The sequence below is a fragment of the Butyrivibrio sp. MB2005 genome, assembly GCF_000424285.1.
Classification (GTDB): domain Bacteria; phylum Bacillota; class Clostridia; order Lachnospirales; family Lachnospiraceae; genus Butyrivibrio.
The window spans coordinates 74,979-91,450 of the sequence record NZ_KE384158.1 but is presented as its reverse complement, the minus strand read 5'-3'; the positions used below and the strand labels follow the sequence as shown (position 1 = coordinate 91,450).

Genomic DNA, 16,472 nt, shown 5'->3' with positions numbered 1-16,472 from the left:
CTGGAAACTAAAATATTTATTAGCAGAGTAGAATTTGACGCGTTAAGTGCTGTCTGTACAGGGAGTTGACAGATGGACGAAGGGAAACCGCGGTGTCAGGTTCGCATCCCGCTGCTGCATATAGAATGTGCTTATTAGCACCTCCTTGTGCAGAATGCGTGTCTGCAAAGGAGGTGTTTTATTATGTCACAAAATTATCTATCAAAAGAAACAAACGAAGTAGCAGTAAACAGATGGATTGCATCCCTGAAGGAATTCAAGCATCTTAGAAATGTTACATTCTGCGGAATGCTTGCAGCTATAGCAATTATCCTTGGCTATGTTGCTACTTTTAACATCGGAAACTACATTAGGATTGGTTTTTCAGGACTCCCCAATCAGATTGTGGATTATCTCTTTGGACCTGCTGTAGGAGCGATTTTCGGAGCTGCCCTTGATGTGATCAAGTGGTTTCTTAAACCCACAGGTGATTTCTTCCCCGGCTTTACAATCAGTGCAGCTCTTGGCGGAATTATCTATGGTTATGCTTTTTATAAGAAGAATATCACAATTGCAAGAGTGCTTACTGCACAGCTCATAGTAAAGATTTTCGTAAATATCTGCCTCAACTCCATATGGCTTAAGCTCCTGTATGGTCAGGCAATCCTTGCAATGCTCCCCGGAAGAATTATTTCCAATTCTGTAATGCTTCCGATTGATACCTTTATTACTTTTGTAATGTTAAAAGCTATCGATAAAACGATAAGACCGATGTTCCGGTAATGTTCGCCGGCATGCAGTTGTTCAAGGAAACGATTGGATGCCGGTTTCTTTTATTAAGAAATAATAAATAATTAGTTCACACAAACGACACATTTTATGTTATTATATTTTACGTTGTGAATATAATTCAAAAGAGATTCTCGCGTTATACAAGGGAGGACTTGTGAATGGGTTTTGAGGATTTCGGAAAGAGGGAAAAATGAAGAAAATTATAAGATCACTTGTGGCTATGTTTCTTGCATTTGCAATTGCATTAACATGTGTACCGCAGACAGCTGAAGCTGCAGCTAAGATTACTACAGCAGGCGTTGGTAAGACAAAGACCGTACAGATGAAGCTTTATAAAGGTGCCGGCAAGCATACAGCTAAGGTAAAGTTCAACGAGATGTCTTATGTTGGAACAACAAACGGTTTCAATGTTTATCACGTAACTATTACAGTTAAGAACACAAAGATTTCTCAGGCAGAAGCTAACGGACTTAGCAAAGAGTACAGAAAGAAGTGGTTCAATAACTGGTATTCAACAGCTCTTGTACTTACAGACAGCCAGGGTAACGATATCAATGGTGTAAAGGCAGCAATTGATTCTTATGATTATCAGGTTAAAGATTCCGGTAAGTATAAGAAGACATCTAACTACACAAAGGGCTGGTACAGATATCATGATACATTCCGTTATCCTAAGACAAGAACATTCAGCTTCTATGTAGATGTTCCTACTTATGAGACAGATGTATATGTAGGTATTGCAGGTCTTAAGAACGGTCAGCTTACTTCAACAAAGGAGATCCAGTATAAGTATGGTACTATCAACTGGAAGCAGGCTGGATTTGGTGGCAACAAGAAGAACATCGTAGCTACAAAGGTTCAGTAATTTCGACTAAAATATTTATTGCTTTAGAATTATAAACTGTCACCATGAATGTTACGTGGTGGCAGTTTTTTTGATATAATTTGCATTGATAACACGAATAGGCATTGGAAAGTAATAGCAGTGTATATGGGGATATATTGCTGAACCAGCAGCCCAATGCCTGATTACTTTTATGGGAGGTTAAAATGAAGAAAAGGTTTCTTGCGATGGCAATTTCTTTGTCATTGGCTACTCAGGCTGTCATTGGTTCCGGCAGTATTTCAGCTTCAGCTGAGTCAGGATCATCATATCAGTCTGAAGAATCAGAAAATGTATCCACTGAAGAAAACTTAAATAACGCAGAATCTGATACTGAAGACAGTTCATCATCTGATTCTGAAAGTTCGTCCGGAAGCTCTGATGAGCAGAATAATGAAGGCGCATCAGACGGAACTACTAGAGAAGCTCCGACAGATGATGCTTCAGAAGGATCAACTAGTGAAGCTCTGACAGATGATAATTCAGGTGATGGAGCTTCAAATGGAGATACATTTGAGGATGGTACTTCTAAAGATGATAGTACCGAAACAGATAAGGTAAACGATGAAACTCAGGCAGATGAAAATTCTGAGAAAGCTGAAGGCACTGGTGAAACCGCCGTTGCGGAACCTGATGAAAATAGCGAACTGCCTACTGTTAATGCTAGTGAGTGGGATTTTGACAGCGATGAGGATTATGAAAAATACCTTAAAAAACTCTATGCATCAAATCCATACTATAGTGAGACCGGAACACCCTGGCTTAGAAACTTTGAGTACCATATAGAAGGTGATACATTAGTTCTTGATAAGAATACATCCTTCGAATTTGGTGATGGTCTTATGATCATACCTTCCGGGGCTGTAGTTGATGGAAATAATTATAATGTTGAGATCAATTTATCAAGTGATTTCTTTTGTGATGAAACAAGAAATAAGGCCATTGCAGTTTGCTTTGGCGGAAGCTATTCTTCAACTCTTGGGATGCTCAAAGAATTGGAAAATAGTCCATATGCTCACGAATCAGGCATAGCCTTTTCACGAATTACAGCAGTAGCACAGCGAATTTATCCTGACTGGTATGACCAACCTGATCCCCTACCTATGTCTGTAGGATCACGTTGGGGTGATGTGTGCGGCTCTAATAATATAAGTGCACATGGTAATGCTGAATTGTTATTTAGAGGATTTGTATCAGAGTTCTATAATTTGGCTGGTTGTGATTTCAACGATGTTGAGTCAGTTTCATATATGTTTATGGAATCAGGCATTAAATATGTTTGTGGATCCATAATTCCACAAACAAACAATTATGGTGCGATGTTCGCAGGAGCTCAGAACTTAAGCAAAATATCAGAATTATATCTTAATGATGGTAATTATGACCATATGTTTTGCAAGTGTGATGGACTTAGGGAAGTTAGGCTTACATATGGCAGCGGAACTGTTTATGCAAACGGAATGTTTGAAGGTTGTCACAATCTTGAAAATGTGGATATAGGATGTAGTTATTCGGATTACACCTATAATTATGATGATGGCTATTACATGACTGTAGGAGGAATGTTTTCAGAATGCGTGAACTTGAATTCTGTAAATATAAATGGAGTTAATATCGCTGGTATCGAAGGCATTTTTGCAGGATGTCCAAATCTTAACGTAGTTAGCTTTAAAGAATCTAAATGGATAATAGATTGTTTGCCTGAAGAATATGAATATAGTTTTGGAAATTTATGTTCAAGATATATGAAAGAGGGTGCTGAGAATTTTAAACTGTTTGATGAGAGAGCTCAGTTATCAATGTTTGAAAACTTTGAAGATATTATCATCAAATGCGAAGATTGCCGTAATCCTTATATCTTTTTAACCGGTTCTTTATTCAACGAATACGATGGAGATAGTCAGAAATATTATAGGGGAATTGACTTAAATACCCCCAAGAACTGCATTTTACAGGCCGTACACCCGGCAGATGAAAAGCGCATAGAGTTTTATGATGATGAAAACTCTGAGCCATTTTCCTTCCAATACTTGGATAAAATCGATATACTGCCTAATTACAAGCCATATGATTATTATATGTATGGCAGTGATGGCTATACAGTGAGCGGATGGTTTACAAAGAAGAGATTTGGTAAAAAAATAGAAATCGGCGATAATGCAGAGAATTATGAGAAGGTATATGGTTTTTACCAGTTTCCTTATGAGATACAGTACAATGATGAAATGGCTAGTTTTTACAATGGTGATTTTAATCGTAGTACATATACCGTATCTGATTTAAAGTGGAAAGAGCTTAAGAGCAAGTTAAGCAAGACTGAATACAAGAATTTAAAAGATATCTTCAAAGTTATGATGAAGCCTGATTATAAAGGCATATGCTTTGGTATTTCACTTGCGCAATTAGGTGCACATGCAGGACGATTGAATTCGAATAAGAAAATACATGATTTTGACCCTAAAAATGCGAAAGATAGTGAAATTCTTACTTTGTTGCAAATGTCCCAGAATACAACTGCATTCAAAAATGTATTAAAAGAGTACAGTAAATATGATGGTGAATATAAACTAATTAAACTTGTAAATAGGGCACTGAAGGTAAAGGAAGAGGGCCCTGCGATGCTAGTATATAATGTTCCAGGATACAAAGCAGAAGGGATGACTGTAGAAGGAGGAGACCATGCTGTTGTTATCGATGGATGTGAAGCAGTAAACAAGGTTATAGAGGGAACAAAATATACGTGGAAAATTAGTGTATATAATATTGAGAGTTGTGAAGGGATGGAACTTTCTGATTTATATGCATCGAATAAAGGTAGTTTATCTGATTACGATATATATGTAAGTGAAAACTATTTGAAAATGACTAATACTTGCGGCGGGGAACTTGATTCTCGACCAATAGATGGCTCCAAAGTATTAGCGATATTTGATGATATCGATCAGCTGTACTTTTTTGGAACTTTCAAAGCTAAGAAAAATGGTTACAACATCATCAGTGTCGCTAAGGGTACTATCAAGAAAATTGGTGACTTCTTAACAAAGATTGGAATAATCTCTGGTGATGAAGCGGTTGCTAATGAAGAGTACTTTGTAGATTATACTGATGAGTCTTACGACAGCAGCGAGCCGATAGAGATTACTCCCGATGAGGATGGCGTAGAGTTTACATATGAAACTCAGAATCAGGTTATAACCTTTAAGTCAGATTCCAAAGAGCCGGTTAAGGTATTTTATGATGTAAATACTGATGATTACAGAATCGAGGCTGTTGGTGGAAGTTCTATAGAAGTTGAGACTGTAAATGATAATGGTGCTTCATTTGGAACTGTGCTTAAGGGAAATGTTAAGGAATCAGGAAAAGCTATAGAAGTATCAACTAATAATGGCCAGGTACTTATAAATAGTGATGCAGAGCTTGATGCTGAATTATATGTAGAAGACAAGGACGGTAAAGTAGCTGATATAGATGCAAAAACCGTTACAATTAACGATTCAGCAGCTGATAGCAAAGTAGAAATCAAACTGGATTCTGATAATGATGGAGAATGTGATGACAGAACCATTGATGTAAATTATACAAATGATTCTGTATCTTCAGTTAATGATTCTGAGAGCCAGAATTCAAATGATGGGGATAGCGAAAATAAGCCTAATCAGAACCAGAATGGCGAAGCCGCTAATGTACAGCAGAATACAGCTGAAACTGAAAACAGCAGTAATGCTCAGGTAAATAATGAGGCTGTAGTTGAAGTAGGAACTGAGTTCACAAGCGCTGGAAAAGAATACAAGGTTACCGGTGAGGGTACTGTGAAGATCACAGGGCTTGAGAATAAAAACGCTAAATCACTTACGATTCCTTCATCAGTTGTATATGAGAATAAGGCTTATTCTGTTACTGAAATAAATTCAAAAGCCTTTAAGGGACTTAAGAAGCTTCAGAAAGTGACCATACCTTCATCAATTACAAAGATTGGAAGCAAGGCATTTTATGGCTGTTCAAAGCTTAAGAGTGTCACACTCAAAGCTAATAAATCACTTACTGTTGGAAAATCTGCATTTAAGAAGGTGCATTCTGATTGCAGTATTAAGGTAAAAGGCCTTAAGAAGAAAGACAAGAAGAAGGTAGTAGAAAAAGTAAAGAAGCAGACAAATGGATCTGTAAAGTAAATTATGGTATTTAACGGAGGCTGCTGCACTATGTGTGACAGCCTTTTATGTCTAGGGGATAATCAGACTTTTTGATGGGGGACAAGCGCTTTGGGTTACACATAAAATATATTTTAGACTTATTTTATCAATATATACCATACTTTTGAGTTACAATATATTTGTAATATAGTGTATTTAAGCGGGAGAGACCGGTTTGAAACTATTACAGACATCTTTAAATGACATATTTGAGACAACGATTCAAAGTTGGGTAGATCATATTAATTCAAATAATAGGACTGCTTTATTCCATGTTTATGTTCCTTATGACTACGAAAACAATCTTAAAAAACTGGATTATATCAGAAGTGTTTTGAAAGAAAAGGCTCCTGCTATTCCTGTTATCGGATGCAGCGCAACCGGTGAAATTTTGAATGGTAAGATAAATGATAAAGATATAGTAGTTACAGCCATGGTTTTTGATGATCCCGGTACCGGCATAGAAGTTCGTACAACCTATGATCATACTGAAGAATTAGATGCTGTCGCTGTATTTAATGAGGTAAAGAGTATACCTCACATCAAGGGCATTGAAATCCTTACAGTTGCTACTAATGATGAGTTTGAGAATGCCGCTGAAATCGTTGACAATCTACCTGAAAATATTGTTATTTTTGGCGGCGTAGCAGTAGGTGATGATAATCATAAGCCCTTTGTTTTTGCAGGTGATGGAACCATTAGTTATACGGGCTCTGCATATGTTATTTACAAGGGAAAAGACCTGCATATCCAGGCAAACAGAATGTTTGGATGGAAGCCTATAGGTTATCCGCTAGAAGTTACCAAAGCCGAAGGCTGTGTTGTTTATGAACTGGATGGTAAGCCGGCTTATGAGGTTTATAACCATTACCTTCATATAAAAAAGGATCAAAACTTCTTTTATGATGCCTTAGAGTTTCCCTGGGAAGTTAGTGTAGGTAAAGATACTGCCTATATAAGGCATGCTAAATCCGTGAATCCTGACGGATCTATTGTGATGTCATCTAACATTCCGCAAGGTAGTTTCGTCAGATTGACATTCGGTGATCCCAGACGAATCATCAAGCATACTAAGCAGACTATTCAGATGATACTTGAATTTGCACCCCAGGTAGTAAATATGGTTAACTGCATGGGACGAAAGCTTTTTTGGGCAGAAAATGAAAATATTGAAGTATCACTAATATCCAAACATATGGAATCAACAGGTTTTAGCGCACTTGGTGAGATTCTCAGGTATAAGGGAATGTCACTAATTAATAATCTTTCCATCGTGACTGTAGCTATGAGAGAAGGTCCGCCCGGTATTGTGCCGAATTTTGATTTTCACGAAGCTGAGCTAAGTACAAACCTGCCGGTTACTGCGAGGCTTGCAATATTTATCAATACAATTACTGAAGAAATAATGGAAAAGAATGAGCAGTTAAATGAAATGCTCTATAAAGCGTCACATGATGCACTGACAGGTCTTTTAAACCGTGGTGCAATAGAACGGCTTATATATGAGAATAATGAATCGGTTTCGGGTGAAGACCTTAACTGGCATCTTATAATGTTTGATGTGGATGATTTTAAGAAAATAAATGATAGGTACGGACATTCTAAAGGTGATGCAATTTTAAAATACATTGCTGATACACTTTCAGATTATATTTCTGATATCCCAAATGCAGAAGCCGGGCGCTGGGGTGGTGAAGAGTTCATGGTATTTATTTCAGGTCATGAAGTATCCAAGGTAAAAGAAATTGCTGACACAATCCACAGTAGAGTAAGAGAAAACTCAAAAAATGATATGTTGGTCACCATCAGTGTTGGTGCTACCAGCCATCACAGCGATGAAGCTATACAGGACACACTGGATAGAGTAGACAAGTTCCTGTATGAAGCAAAAGAATCAGGAAAAGATCGGGTTTGTACCGATTTATGATGGATGATCAGAATTTTTGATAGCTTGAAAAACTGTGAGAGTATGTCAAGTTAAGAGTGCATGTTTTTTGAATTTAGGCATTAAAATACCGCCCGGATGAAATTCATCCGGGCGATGTTTATGTTCGTTTGCAATACATGATTTTGCAGTTTTAGCCGCAGGAAATCAGAATTACTTGTAACTGCCATTTGAATCAGAATAGATATAAGAGATGCTGTTTCTCTTAAGTACTGTTATGTAGTTAACACCTGTTGTGAAGGTCTGGCCATTTACTTTCTTGTAAGCCTGAACATATATGTAATAGGTCTTGTTCTTCTTAAACTTCTTCTTGCCATACTTGCTGACTGTTACAGAGCCCTTGTTTGCTTTTACGCTCTTAACCTTCTTATAGCCGGAATTAGCTTTATCAGATACATATACGTTGTAGCCTGAAACACCGTCCATCTTCTTCCATGAAACCTTGAGCTTGGAACCGCTGATCTTAGCACCAACTACAGCATCTCTTGCTCCCTTTGAGGGCTGTGTAAAGAAGAATGCAGTCGGGCTCCAGTCACCATAGTATGTAACACCATTGATGGTTGCATAAGAACGAACCTGTGCCTTATAAACGACATAGTTCTTGATTTTCTCTGAGAAGCCTGTGCCTGTTGTTATTCCTGAATCAATTGTCTTGCCCTTGTGATTCTGGAACAGGTATTCATAACCATCTGCAGCGGTCTGTCTATCCCAACCAATGTCAAGCTCTTCGATGAAACGGTACCAACGAAGCTGGTTAAGACCTGTTACCTGACCGGGATTGGTTTTAATGGTTGCGGAATCTTGAAGTACAGCAGTTTTGTTTTCAATAGTACTTTCATATCTTCTTGTTTTACTATTGTATTTTCGAACTGTCCTTGAATAATCGCAATAAAGATATACTTCATATTTTGTTCCGGGCTTTAATCCATTAAAAACATAGCTTGTAGCATTTGTGTTAGCGATGGGAATCTGTCGTGCTAAAGCGTTGCTTGAGGCAGTTTTAGAATCCTCTGCATAACCAAGATATAAAGATTTGACTGTTATGTCCTTACTTCCAATCGCATTCCAGTTAATTGTTACTGAATTCTGTGTCTGTGCTGTTTGTGTTATAGTGGTGTAAGCTTTAGCAGATGTAACACGAAGACCAAACACGAGTAAAAATGCTGCCACGTATAATACTAAACGTGACAAGGTTTTGAGTTCTTTTTTCATAACCCCTTTTCCTCCATTAACTTTCCTTCGAAAACTATTTTCTTTAAAATGTTTTCCTATTTATAGTACGCTATCTATTAAAACGTATAATATGTCTATCGTCAAGGAAAAGTTAATAAAAATTTAATAATATTAATAATTAATTAATTATTGCAGGAAGTGAAATTGTATATGTTTTTCTCAGAAATAAGGATTATATAACATAAACCCGGTAAGGAGAGTTGTAAGTGATGGAAAAAGAAGCGATCCGTATCATCAGTAAGGAACAATAATTACTTTTGAATCTTATATGATTGATTTTATAGATATTTAAGAATGTGGATAAGCGGTTTACAGTAAAATGGATATATCTGAAAGGAGGCATTTTATGAGGAGAATAGTTTCTTTCGTCACATCTTTTATAGTTATAGCTTTTACTGTCTTTGGTCCTTTTGCTGCTACAAAGGCATCCGCTGTTGCAGGTTTTACAAGCGCATTGGATTATTCCAAGGCTGAGAACTGGCTCTATGACGGGGCATATCCCGAGAATGAAGTCGATGTTTTTATAGTCGCACCTACGGTGGATACTCTTAGTCAGTACAATTCCCAGATCACCCCGGGATATAAAAAGATATTCAGAAATGCCATGAATCAGCAGCAGGCTATTTATGCATATACATGCAGGATATATGCGCCATATTACAGACAGGCATCCATGAATGTTTACGGACTCTCTGATGCAGCAGAAAGAGAAAAGGCCTTAAGTAATGCTTATGTAGATATTTCCGCAGCCTTCAAGTATTACATAGAGCATAAAAATAATGGCAGACCATTGATTATTGCAGGTTTTTCCCAGGGAGCTGATATGTGCTACAGAATTCTTCAGGAATATTACGGAGGTGACTCGGAAAGAGCCGTAAGTCTTAGAGAAAATCTTATTGCTGTTTATGCTATTGGATGGTACATGACAGAAGATATGATAAATAAGTATCCTCAGATAGTTCCCGCAAAGGGTGAGACTGATACAGGTGTAGTTGTAAGCTTTGACTGTGAGGACGGAACAGTAACAGACTCGATGTTTATGCCTGCAGGTTCTAAGGGCATTTCCATAAATCCGCTTAACTGGAAAACAGACAGCACCAAGGCTGACAAGTCTCTTAATAAAGGATCTGTAACACAGGATAGTAAAACCGGTGCTATTACTTCTGTAGAAAAGGGAAAATATGGAGCATACATTGATCCTAACAGAGGATGTCTAGTTGTAACGGGTATAAATACAGAAGAGTACCCGCCTGTGCTTTCGATTTTCCCTGAAGGATGCCTTCATCTGTATGACAACTTCCTTTTCTTTGTAAATCTCCAGGAAAATGTTCAGAAGCGTACAGATGCATTTTTACAAAAAAAGGTGCTGGACACTGCTGCATAAAGTGCATTGATGATTTAACCCTAATTAACCATAGACAATAAAGGTTAATTAGGGTTAAAATATCTTTAGAGGTTAAATGCTATGAATGCAGAGTATCAAGAGATTAGTAATAGAATCCGCTCCCTTCCAAAGGGATATGTAACGCAAAAGATTATAAATAATAAGACTTATTTTTATCATCAGTGGAAGGATGATAATGGCAAGATGCATTATGACAGCATTAGTGAAGATGATGCTGTTATTTTGCGTGGAGGTATAGAGGAACGGAAAAATCTGCAAAAGCAATTAAAGTCAATAGGTAAAAGTATTGGGCGAAACATTGTGTCAGAGTTAAAGGAGCCAGGCCCCGTGTTTGGTGTATCTTCCATGCCTTTGGATTATGATTTTGAAGTAAATGCAATATATGGAAATGCGCTTAGGAATATGGCTGATGGTGCATTGGGTTTTAAGAAAAGAGATTGCCTCCATATAATTGAGGATTATATTTTTGGAAAACAGATGGATAAGGTATGTCTTATCTATGGCCTTAGGCGTACCGGGAAGACTACACTTTTAAGACAGCTCATACTTGATATGAATGATGCTGATCGGTCTCGCACGTTATATATAAAGGCGACAGTGAAGGATACGATGGCAGATATGAATAGAGCCATGAAGCTTGCTGTGAAAAGTGCATTTAAATATGTCTTCATTGATGAAGTTACTCTGATAAGTGATTTCATCGACTCAGCATCGCTTTTTTCAGATGTATATGCTGCGCAGGGAATAAAGGTAATACTTTCCGGTACTGACTCACTGGGGTTCTATTTTGCTTCAAATGAGGAACTGTATGATAGGGCTGTGATGGTTCATACAACTTATATTCCTTTTAGAGAACATAAGAGACTTTTGGGGATTTCCAACATTGATGAATATATAAGGTATGGTGGTACATTAAAGGCCGGAGAGCTTAAATTTGGAGATGCTATTGATTGGGATGAAGCTTCATTTCGGGACGATGAGAGTACCAGAAGATACATTGATACTGCTATATGTAAAAACATCCAGCATTCTCTGACCTGTTATAAAGAAGGCAGCCATTTCAGAAATTTGAAAAGGCTATACGATGCAAATGAATTAACCAATGCAATCAATCGTATAATTCAGGATATGAATCATGAATTTACAAAAGAAGTTATTTTACGAGAATATGTATCAAGAGATTTAAGGTCTACAGCGCAGATGCTGAGAAAAGTAAGAAACTCTGAAAACAGAACTGATGCGTTGGATGAAATGGACACTTCAAATGTAATAGCAGGATTGAAGAAAATTCTGGATATAAAGGAGAAGGAAGAACTACAGGAAGCGATTACAGAAGAGGTGGCAGCTGAGATAAAAGAGTATTTCGCCGCTTTGGATCTGATTGAAAATATAAAAGTTGAATCAAGCGCAGCTGTTTCGGGCAATTTGTACCGCACAGTGTTTACGCAGCCGGGAATGAGATATTGCCAGGCCCAGGCTCTTGTTTATCTGCTTTTGCGTGATAAAGAATTCAAGGGACTTAGCGAAAGGGAGAAGCTTCTTATATCAAGAAAAATCCTGGATGATGTAAGGGGACTTATGCTTGAAGATATAGTACTGTTGGAAACACATAAGGTCATGAATAAAAGGCGTGTGTTTAAGTTACAGTTTGATGTTGGTGAGATTGATATGGTCATTTATGATCCCGAGAATGATAGCTGCGAATTATTTGAAATAAAGCATAGTAACGTGAAATCAGATGAGCAGTGGAAACATTTGATGGATGAAAATAAGCTTAAGTATATCAGAGGTATTTATGGCTCTATTTCGAGGAAGTGTGTGCTATATAATGGGCAAAGTGAAGTCTTATCTGATGGAAAAGAATACAAAAATGTTGAGGAATATCTTTGTGAATTTTAGGAGTTATTATTGTGTACCATACCTACCGCCACCTATGGTAGTTTTTATATGACAAAATATCTATGCGGCATTGAAGTAGTTTTAATCTGTTGCTGTGAATGATTCAGGATTAATATTCATTTACGTAACTCTTAACACAATTTTTAGAAAAACTTTTGTATAATCATTATATATATTTTTCAAAAAGCGTTGTTACGAGAGGAATTATTTTGAATAGAATAATAAGCTTGACAGCAAAGCAAAATAGAAATACATTGTTCACAGCACAGCACAGCACAGCACAAAATAACTGCGCTCATTTTTCTATGGAAAAAGAATACTTAATTTATGATGACTAACCGTCGAATAAAACAGGGATAATCTCTGTCATGTTCGACGGTTTTGTTGTGATAGATGATTTTATGTATCTATTTTTTTCTTATGTAAGGAGGTTAAATTATGAGCGAGAGAAACAAAAGCAAATCGAAAAAAATCGTGCACAGATTAAAGGGATTATGTGCACTAACCCTGGCATTTATATTATCAGCTATGGTGATACCGGGAATGCCTTCCCAGCAGGTTAAAGCTGCTGAAGGTGATAATTATTATTTTATTATCAATGAAAAAGCGAGTTTGAATGGATTATTTACCGGACAGGAAAACCTTGCAGGAAAACATGTGTATGATGAAATAAACAGGTTTTATTCAGAAGAAAGTAATTATAAGGACAACGGCTACGTAAAAATAGAACAAAAAGAGGGTAAGAATGTTCTCGAGCCATCACAGGGGTCACCCCTTACAAAAGTGGGGCAGCTAAAAGCAAACGATGGTACTGATGGTAGTAAAATTAAAAGCGATACTATTACGGTAGACATTCAGAATGACGCAACCTTTTATATTGGTTGCAATGCACAGGCAAAAGGTCTTTCCAATAGTGTAAGTAAATCTGGTGCAATTATTCATGCTAAAGTGGATGAAGAAGAAAAGGCAGTTACAACAGGATGGTATGATGCCGGGAAAGCAAGCCTTGAATTACCTGCAGGAAAATATGAACTGAGTATGACCGGTACCTGGTCAAGAAAAGATTCGGCTACTGTAGATCTGAACATCAAGACTTTGGAATTATATAGTGTTGGCTCTAAATTCCTTCCTATCTCTGTATCGCAGTCGGCAGGTAAGATTAAGATTAGCTGGGAGAAGCAGGAGAAAGCAGCAAATTACGAGGTATACATAGATTATTGTGGCAATCAATTAAATAAGGTTGCAAAGAAAACAAGCAATAAATCTGTGACTATAAAGAAGATTCGAAATAAGAAAATTAACACTAAGAAGAACTTTAAGTGTTACGTTGTTGCACGTGATAATAGTGGGACAGAAATTGTTCGTTCAGTGGTAGCGCATGTTGCCGGAAAAGATAAATCCGGTTACACAAACCCTAAATCCGTTAAAGTATCTAATAAAAGCATAACAGTAAAAAAAGGAGAGACAAAGAAAGTAAAAGCATCTGTTGTCTCTGCTGATAAAAAGAAGAAGCTGCTTAAGCATACAAGTAATCTTCGCTATGTATCTGATAAGACATCAGTTGCAACCGTTGATAAGAAAGGCAACATTACTGGTGTTAAAAAGGGAACCTGCAATGTTTATGCTATTGCACAGAATGGTATTTATAAGAAAATAGAGGTAACGGTAACAGAATAAATCAGTATTGAGTCCTCAGGGCTGATTCAAGAAGGATGCTCTTGAGTTGCAACTATATCCGTAGAGAAATTTGATCCAACCAGAAAGCAAAATCTCTTGACAGCACGGATAAAATATTGATAATTATTATCTAAAGGCTTTGAACGGAACAAGTAGTTCATTGTACCGGCCACAGAGAGCAGCCGTTTGGTGAGAGGCGCGGACACGGACTTTGAATGAATACCTCCGGGAGCTGCATGGAAGAATGATGAAACTTATCTAGTAAGCCATGACGAGAACCGAGCGTTAGTCGGAAGAGTATGAAGTGATTGCATTCTTAGTGGCCGATTTTTCTGTCACTTAATGAAGACTTTGCATAAACGGAGTACTTGCTGAGGCATGCAGCGTGAGCTACATGTGAATGAAGGTGGTAACACGAATTTTTCGTCCTTCGTAACTGATTTCGGTTGCGGAGGACTTTTTTTCGCAGCCTAAGTAAAAGGAGGCAAAACAATGCAAATCTATGAGGAACTCAAACGAAGAGGTCTTATCGCTCAGGTAACAGACGAAGAGCAGATCAGAGATCTCGTAAACGCAGGAAAGGCTACATTCTACATCGGCTTTGACTGCACAGCAGACAGCTTAACAGCCGGTCACTTCATGGCACTTACACTTATGAAGAGACTTCAGATGGCTGGAAATAAGCCCATCGCTCTTATCGGCGGCGGCACAACCATGATTGGTGATCCTTCAGGAAGAACTGACATGAGAAAGATGCTCACAAGAGAAGATATCGATCACAACGCTGAGTGCTTTAAGCGCCAGATGGAGAAGTTCATCGACTTTGGCGAAGGCAAGGCTATCATGCTTAACAACGCTGACTGGCTTCTTGACCTTAACTACATTGATCTTTTAAGAGAGGTTGGAGCTTGCTTCTCAGTAAACAACATGCTTAGAGCAGAGTGCTACAAGCAGCGTATGGAGAAGGGACTTTCATTCCTTGAGTTTAACTACATGATCATGCAGTCCTACGACTTCTATTACATGTTCCAGAAGTACGATTGTAATTTAGAGTTTGGTGGTGACGACCAGTGGAGCAACATGCTTGGCGGTACTGAGCTTATCAGAAGAAAGCTCGGCAAGGACGCTCACGCAATGACAATCACACTTCTTACTGATTCTCAGGGTAAGAAGATGGGTAAGACAGCAGGTAACGCTGTATGGCTTGATCCCAAGAAGACTTCACCTTACGATTTCTACCAGTACTGGAGAAACGTTGGCGATGCCGATGTTGATAAGTGCCTTAAGATGCTCACTTTCCTTCCTATCGAAGAAATCGAGGAGATGGAGAAGTGGGAGGATTCCAGAATCAACGAGAAGAAGGAAATCCTTGCATTCGAGCTTACAGAGCTTGTTCATGGTAAAGAAGAGGCACAGAAGGCTCAGGACGCTGCCAGAGCACTTTTTGCTGGTGGCGGTGATCTCGCAAACGTTCCCGCTGTTGCACTTAAGGAAGAGGACTTTAGAGATGGCGTAGTTGACATCCTTCAGGTTCTTGTAAGCGCTGGTCTTTGCCCCACAAGAAGCGAAGCTAGAAGAGCAGTTCAGCAGGGCGGCGTTATGTTCAACGACGAGAAGGTAACAGACTTTAAGACCACTTACACAAAGGATACCTTCGCAGGTGAAGGCATAATGGTTAAGAAGGGCAAGAAGTCCTTCAAAAAGGTTACACTGTAATAAATGATTCAGGCGAGAAGTCCTTCAAGAAGGTTACACTGCAATAAATGATTCAGGCGGCGAGCTTGATTTACCGGATATTTGAATACAGTAGATATGTGATATTAGGGCCGGCAATATGCCGGCCCTTAATCATTTCGGTAAAGCGGAGTCAGTATCACTCCATAAATACCTATTTTATTGTTTTCGAAACGCAGTGCCAGTATTATTCCATAAATACCAATTTATATTGTTTCTGAAACGTAGTGTCAGTATTATTCCATAAATACCTACTTTATTGTTTTCGAAACGCAGCGTCAGTATTATTCCATAAATACCTATTTTATTGTTTTCGAAACTCAGTGTCAGTATTATTCCATAAATATCAATTTTTATTGTTTCCGAAACACAGGGGCAATATTATTCTGAACATATCTATGATTTTTACATGGCATCACAATTTATTTTAATATTGACAAAAGTACATCTATATATTATAGTAAGTGTCGAATTTCTGATCGGGATTCTTTTTAAAGACATATCAATACGGCATAAATAGTATTCTTCGTCGTAGATTCCTTTTTTATTTAACAAGCCAACAAATTACCAAACGTTTTTATCTTGAATAATTCCTGAAATGTCTTGTGCATTTCCTAAAAGGTCCATAAAACGTGGGCTTAGCGGAAAATAGCTATGTATCCCCGTTAGAATGTTAGGAATCTGGGTCTCTCTAACGCGGAAGAAGCCAAGAAAAGCCAATCATCCCCGTTAGAA

9 protein-coding genes and 1 riboswitch are annotated in these 16,472 nt (G+C 37.9%); of the genes, 8 read left to right on the top strand and 1 reads right to left on the bottom strand.

From position 1 onward, the window contains the following. The first annotated feature begins 21 nt into the window (after window positions 1–21). Window positions 22–116, top strand: a riboswitch (THF riboswitch). 67 nt (window positions 117–183) lie between these two features. The 4 genes from G610_RS0117005 (at window position 184) to G610_RS0116990 (ending at window position 7,771) form a co-directional block, all read left to right on the top strand. Beyond that, window positions 184–762: a folate family ECF transporter S component gene (locus G610_RS0117005; RefSeq protein WP_051198090.1), complete on the top strand. Its 579-nt coding sequence runs from the start codon at window positions 184–186 to the stop codon at window positions 760–762. A gap of 199 nt (window positions 763–961) precedes the next feature. Beyond that, a complete protein-coding gene (locus G610_RS0117000; protein ID WP_026525728.1) occupies window positions 962–1,636 on the top strand; it encodes a hypothetical protein in 675 nt (224 codons plus the stop codon). Between the two features lie 185 nt (window positions 1,637–1,821). Next, entirely contained in the window at window positions 1,822–5,823 is a 4,002-nt protein-coding gene (locus G610_RS0116995) for a leucine-rich repeat domain-containing protein (RefSeq protein ID WP_026525727.1), read from the top strand. Between the two features lie 196 nt (window positions 5,824–6,019). After that, window positions 6,020–7,771, top strand: a complete 1,752-nt coding sequence (locus tag G610_RS0116990) for a sensor domain-containing diguanylate cyclase (RefSeq protein WP_026525726.1) — start codon at window positions 6,020–6,022, stop codon at window positions 7,769–7,771. 171 nt (window positions 7,772–7,942) lie between these two features. Here G610_RS0116990 and G610_RS0116985 read toward each other — a convergent pair whose 3' ends face one another. Continuing rightward, window positions 7,943–9,001 (bottom strand): fibronectin type III domain-containing protein, encoded by a 1,059-nt coding sequence (locus G610_RS0116985; RefSeq protein ID WP_026525725.1) that lies wholly within the window; start codon window positions 8,999–9,001, stop codon window positions 7,943–7,945. A 367-nt stretch (window positions 9,002–9,368) separates the two neighbouring features. On the opposite strand from G610_RS0116985, the gene G610_RS21475 reads away from it, so the two are divergent. From G610_RS21475 to tyrS, 4 genes are all read left to right on the top strand, one after another. Continuing rightward, window positions 9,369–10,406, top strand: a complete 1,038-nt coding sequence (locus tag G610_RS21475) for a DUF3089 domain-containing protein (protein WP_051198089.1) — start codon at window positions 9,369–9,371, stop codon at window positions 10,404–10,406. Between the two features lie 81 nt (window positions 10,407–10,487). Next, window positions 10,488–12,326, top strand: a complete 1,839-nt coding sequence (locus G610_RS0116975; protein WP_026525724.1) for an AAA family ATPase — start codon at window positions 10,488–10,490, stop codon at window positions 12,324–12,326. A 438-nt stretch (window positions 12,327–12,764) separates the two neighbouring features. Then, window positions 12,765–14,003 (top strand): Ig-like domain-containing protein, encoded by a 1,239-nt coding sequence (locus tag G610_RS0116970; RefSeq protein WP_026525723.1) that lies wholly within the window; start codon window positions 12,765–12,767, stop codon window positions 14,001–14,003. Window positions 14,004–14,495: 492 nt separating this feature from the next. Continuing rightward, on the top strand, window positions 14,496–15,719 hold the full coding sequence (gene tyrS / locus G610_RS0116965; protein WP_026525722.1) for a tyrosine--tRNA ligase: 1,224 nt from the start codon (window positions 14,496–14,498) through the stop codon (window positions 15,717–15,719). The last annotated feature ends 753 nt before the right edge of the window (window positions 15,720–16,472 follow it).

Bases quoted from the DNA above. Each gene is read 5' to 3' on its own strand.
- G610_RS0116970 (WP_026525723.1), top strand. From the start codon at position 12,765: ATGAGCGAGAGAAACAAAAGCAAATCGAAAAAAATCGTGCACAGATTA.
- G610_RS0116995 (WP_026525727.1), top strand. From the start codon at position 1,822: ATGAAGAAAAGGTTTCTTGCGATGGCAATTTCTTTGTCATTGGCTACT.
- G610_RS0116985 (WP_026525725.1), bottom strand. From the start codon at position 9,001: ATGAAAAAAGAACTCAAAACCTTGTCACGTTTAGTATTATACGTGGCA.
- G610_RS0117005 (WP_051198090.1), top strand. From the start codon at position 184: ATGTCACAAAATTATCTATCAAAAGAAACAAACGAAGTAGCAGTAAAC.
- tyrS (WP_026525722.1), top strand. From the start codon at position 14,496: ATGCAAATCTATGAGGAACTCAAACGAAGAGGTCTTATCGCTCAGGTA.
- G610_RS0116975 (WP_026525724.1), top strand. From the start codon at position 10,488: ATGAATGCAGAGTATCAAGAGATTAGTAATAGAATCCGCTCCCTTCCA.
- G610_RS0117000 (WP_026525728.1), top strand. From the start codon at position 962: ATGAAGAAAATTATAAGATCACTTGTGGCTATGTTTCTTGCATTTGCA.
- G610_RS21475 (WP_051198089.1), top strand. From the start codon at position 9,369: ATGAGGAGAATAGTTTCTTTCGTCACATCTTTTATAGTTATAGCTTTT.